Annotated in this window: 3 protein-coding genes and 3 pseudogenes; 4 read left to right on the forward strand and 2 right to left on the reverse strand. The window is 61.2% G+C overall.

Features of this window, described 5'->3' with window-relative positions; genetic code table 11:
• Positions 1-360 precede the first annotated feature (360 nt).
• Both QTH97_RS37135 and QTH97_RS36640 read left to right on the forward strand, forming a co-directional pair.
• Positions 361-474: pseudogene (locus QTH97_RS37135) on the forward strand (hypothetical protein); the annotation flags it as partial.
• 67 nt (positions 475-541) lie between these two features.
• The gene (locus tag QTH97_RS36640; protein ID WP_353655705.1) at positions 542-952 is read left to right on the forward strand and encodes an esterase-like activity of phytase family protein; all 411 of its coding nucleotides are present in this window, start codon (positions 542-544) and stop codon (positions 950-952) included.
• Positions 953-1,342: 390 nt separating this feature from the next.
• On the opposite strand, the gene QTH97_RS36645 is transcribed toward QTH97_RS36640, so the two are convergent.
• On the reverse strand, positions 1,343-2,245 hold the full coding sequence (locus QTH97_RS36645; RefSeq protein WP_286573677.1) for a hypothetical protein: 903 nt from the start codon (positions 2,243-2,245) through the stop codon (positions 1,343-1,345).
• An 80-nt stretch (positions 2,246-2,325) separates the two neighbouring features.
• On the opposite strand from QTH97_RS36645, the pseudogene QTH97_RS36650 reads away from it, so the two are divergent.
• Positions 2,326-2,557 (forward strand): annotated as a pseudogene (locus QTH97_RS36650) (hypothetical protein); the annotation flags it as partial.
• Between the two features lie 11 nt (positions 2,558-2,568).
• Here QTH97_RS36650 and QTH97_RS36655 read toward each other — a convergent pair.
• Positions 2,569-2,667 (reverse strand): annotated as a pseudogene (locus QTH97_RS36655) (transposase); the annotation flags it as partial.
• Positions 2,668-2,825: 158 nt separating this feature from the next.
• Between QTH97_RS36655 and QTH97_RS36660 the strand changes: the two are divergent.
• Positions 2,826-4,262, forward strand: a complete 1,437-nt coding sequence (locus QTH97_RS36660) for a DUF8189 domain-containing protein (RefSeq protein WP_286573678.1) — start codon at positions 2,826-2,828, stop codon at positions 4,260-4,262.

Here is a 4,262-nt window from a genome sequence, read left to right on the forward strand (position 1 = left end):
CCAGTTGCGCCTTGGGTCGTCCGCTCATTGCAGCCTCGTCGAGTACACACGGTACACGACTGACCACGATGCTCGTGAATAGTTCAACGAACTTCTAACTCACGACACTAGCGCCGTTCATAACTTGGGGATTCCGTGTTGAGGAGGAAGGCATTCCAAGCCTGCCTGGCTGGCAGGTTGAGGCGCCGGCGAGTACGAAATAGCCGACAAGCCGTTGGCAAACCAGGCTACGTTTTGCGCCATGTGCGGGCAGACGCGATATGCACCTTTCTGTATTTCTTTGCCAGCAACGCAAGGATCTCCGGGTCCAGTGCCTCTTCCGGAAATCGTTGCGCGTCGAGTTGCTCGGAATACAAGACGATGCGCCTCGTGGTTCCCTTGGCGAGGCTCGCGCGCATCGCGGCGTCGATCGCCAGCGTTGTCAACTACGCCGAGGACACCGGAAACACGGCGGGCAAGCTCACCAACCGCGGCTTCGAGGGACTGGCGATCTCGCCGGACGGCGACACCGTCTTCGCGATGTTGCAATGTGCAAGGCTCGATGAGGGCAGCGGAGACGGCTCCGTCAATCGCATGGTTGCTTTTCAACATCCGCGCCGGCAATGCGAAGGCACAGTACGCCTATCGCATGGAGGGCAGTTCGCAAGGCCGTGGCATCTCCGCGCTCGTGGCGATCGATGACACTGAGTTCCTGGTTCTGAAACGCAACAATCGCGGGCTTGGGGTCGATGCCGAGGGCTCGCCACTGAACAAGAACGTGTTTCGCAACAGTGGAATCGACCTTGATGTGCCGGGTGCCGTGCTCACGCCCGTCGCCAAGGAGAACGCCACGCCATCGCTCGACCTCGCCTCGCCGACGACGCTGGCTCACCCATCACTCGTCGCACTGAGTGGGTGCTTCGCCCGAGAAACGGGAAGGCCTCACAATCGGCCCGCGGCTGAAGGACGGTAGCCATCTGGTGCTGGCCGGCACCGACAACGACTCCTCGGTGTCGCAGGATGCGGGCACCAGTGGGCAGCGTGACGTGTACTTCCGCTCACTCGGTGCGGGCGCGTTCGAGCGTAACGTCCTAACTCGCCGCGCACGCTGGCACGCAGCTCGTCACCGCAGGCTTCCATCCCGGCGCACAGCCTCGCCAGGAGGCCTGCGTTCTCGACGCCTGCCATCAGCTGCCAACGTTGGGCTTGAAGGACCATTTCGACGACGCCGCGCTCGCTTGCCATTGCCTCGAGGCTTCGCGCGGCCGCGGCGCATTCCGACAGGCATTTTTGCTGGTGGCAAAACTCGACACGCACCAAGAGCAAGCGCATGAGGGCCGAGCCGATCTCATGGTGCTGCGCCTCAGTCATCGCAGCTTCCAGCTCGGTCGGATCGACGCGCTGTCCGCAACGCAGTTGCGCCGCGCAGCGAATCGCTTCCAACGTCATAACGGTCTGCGCGTTGATGGACCATCCCCAGCGCCACGAGCAAGCGCTGCCGCCGCGCAGGGTCGATCGAGGCAGTTGTACCGTGAATCGCGAGCTCCAGATCGGCCACTGCGGCATCTGCATCGCTGGAAAGCGAGCATGCAATGCCACGCCGCTCAAGCAGTTCGATCCTCGCCTCCTGCGTACAGGCTGTAGGATGGGCATCGGCGATGCTCAGAGCGTGCGTGTAGTGCGCAACCGCGCTACGCATAGAAAAAAGCTGCTCGGACTGCGCTCCGGCTTGCTGGCACGCTTCGATGGCCCGCTTCCAGAGGGTGGCACTCTCCGCATGATGGGCGATCTGTGCCCATGGGATCGGCTCTGCCATCTGTTGGAGCTGCTCGCCCAAATGTGCATGCAGTTGGCGGTGCCGAACGGGAGCAATTTCCTCGGTTACCGCCTCGCGCAGAAGATCATGCGCAAATTCATAGCGGCCACCATTATCGAATTCGACAAGCCAGTGAAACTGCAATAGCTCCTCGAGCTGCGCGTACCCAGGCTCAGTCTGAGTCAGCAGCGCTGGCAGAAGCGCTATTTCAAACGGCTCGGCCAGGACTGCCGCTGCCTCCAGCAAGAGTCGCGCCGGGGCGCTCAGCTGGAGCAAACGCAGTTGTGCCCAGCGCCGGAGAACCGACGCGCCCCGGCCGTCGCTGAGCAAGGCGGCGCGCAGCAGCAACGGGTTGCCGCCACAGTGACGGTAGGCATCGTCCAGTTTGCGATCGTCGATCGCTTCGGACCGCCAAGCGTCGAGCGCTTGACGTTCGAGCGGCAACAGCATGATCGACTCTGCATGAGGCAGCTGGGCGAATGTGGCGCGATTTAAAGCAACCGTTGAGTCGGTGCCCACTCGGCATTCGGCGCCAGATCAGCGAGCTGCTCGAACGGATCAATTGGCTTCAGAGCCTTGCTGGGCGCCCTGCCCGACCTCATTGTGCGGCGCTTCTCACATCGCGTGGCCTCCAGGTCTCCGTCGGCCTAGATCAAGGAACCATCGCGCACCGTGGAGGTCGCCTGCTTCCTGCGCTACTGCCTGCTGACCGCCACCGACCACCTGATCCTGACGGTTCTGCATTGCGTGACCGATTTGTGGTGTTAGGCCGCCGCTTCGCGCTCCAGGCGACCACTGGACTGGATGCGGTTCAGGTAGCCGTAGATGCAGAGATTAAGGAGGACCGAGGGGTGATATGAAGGGCGCCCGTTGGTTGGATCCTCGGCGCCCGAGATTCGCGTGCCCCTCTGCCGCCTCCATCGTCGGGGGTTTGAAATTCTCGCCTGCCACGCCTAACCTGCTGAGCCCGGTGGTCGCCAGGTCATGGGCTCTCTGGTTTTTGGCTGCCATTCAGCATCGGAGCTAGATCATGCATGCCGACGTTCATTTTGATCCGGTGGATATGCCAATCACATCTAACCCCTGCGTGTGTTCTATCGAGCCTGGCCGATTCGACATACTCGCTCGGAGCCCCGACGGAAGACTGGCCTACAGACGCCTTCAAGATGCCACGTGGTACCGCTGGGAGCAACTCGGAACTCCGCAAGAAGTAATCTCCTCCGATCCCTGCGCGGTCAGTTCGGGCGGTCAGATGGATGTCTTCGCGAGAGGCACTGACAACGCTCTGCACCACATCGTCTACAACTCGGCCGTCCCCGATCGCCCGTGGACCCACTGGGAGCAGCTCGAACCCAACGCGATTGAAGGGGGGCCTTCGGCGTGTTCTTGGGGCCCCGGGCGAATCGACGTGTTCGTTCGTGGGACCGACGACAAGCTGTATCACAAATGGTGCGATCAGCCCGATCCGGACTTCGGCACCTATCACGATCTGGGTGGAGCATTGACATCCGATCCGGCCGCCGCATCGTGGGGTCCCGGTCGACTCGACGTGTTCGTTCGCAACATCTATGGCACAACCAGTCACAACTACTTTGAGAATGGGGGCTGGCAAGGATGGGAGGCGCTCGACGGTCAAATCGCGTCCAAGCCATCGGTCTGCAGCGCCGGTACGGGGATTCTCGATCTCTTTGCACTTGCAGAGGACGGAGGCCTGATTCAAAAATCTTTCGTCCTTGGCGTTGGATGGTTGCCCTGGGTGTACGTTGGAGCAAAGCTGGCGCGCCCTGTGGCTTGCCTTGCGAGCGCCGCGGCAACTGGCCGTCTCGACCTTTTTTCGCGCAATCCGGCAGGACATCTAACGCACTCGTTTAGACCAACTAGCGCGGCCACTTTCGGTCCGACACACCCCCAGGGTCAGGTCGCGATCGCGCTAGCGGGCGGAGGCTCCAAAGGCGACTTCGAAGTTGGGGCCCTGCATTTCCTGTACCAAAGCGAGAAGATTCGACCAGACATCCTGGCAACGACGTCGGTTGGATCGGTCAATGGGCTCAAGCTCGCGGAGGGCGATGGCGGTCCTGCTCAGGGGCTATCTGGGCTGATCGGGCTTTGGCTTGGTATAAACAGCTACAGGGATTTTTTTGTCGAGAAGGATTGGCTTCTCGACGCCCATCCCGTCGTGAAATTCGTTCGCCAGGCGGCTCTTGATTTTGCCTCGGCAAATTCTCCGGGTACTGAGGACGCTTTCTCGGATAGCGAGGCGCTTCGCCTCTTGCGAGGCGCGGAGCTTTCGGCTGTTGCCGAGCGCTTGGATAAGTTGAACCCTAAATCGGGGGTGGATTTTCTAGTCGCGGCCAATTGCGTATTTCGGGAGAGCGTGACCGGTGTTTTCGGCATCGTGACCGATGATTTCGGGAACGTGACCGGCGATTCCGGTGTCGTGACCGAAGAGGTTTCGAGCCAGATCTGA

This window comes from Variovorax gracilis (assembly GCF_030317115.1).
GTDB classification, from domain to species: domain Bacteria; phylum Pseudomonadota; class Gammaproteobacteria; order Burkholderiales; family Burkholderiaceae_C; genus Variovorax; species Variovorax gracilis.

What these genes read in the sequence shown, in the direction of transcription:
- QTH97_RS36660 (WP_286573678.1), top strand. Translation starts at nt 2,826, where the DNA reads ATGCATGCCGACGTTCATTTTGATCCGGTGGATATGCCAATCACATCT.
- QTH97_RS36645 (WP_286573677.1), bottom strand. Translation starts at nt 2,245, where the DNA reads ATGCTGTTGCCGCTCGAACGTCAAGCGCTCGACGCTTGGCGGTCCGAA.
- QTH97_RS36640 (WP_353655705.1), top strand. Translation starts at nt 542, where the DNA reads ATGAGGGCAGCGGAGACGGCTCCGTCAATCGCATGGTTGCTTTTCAAC.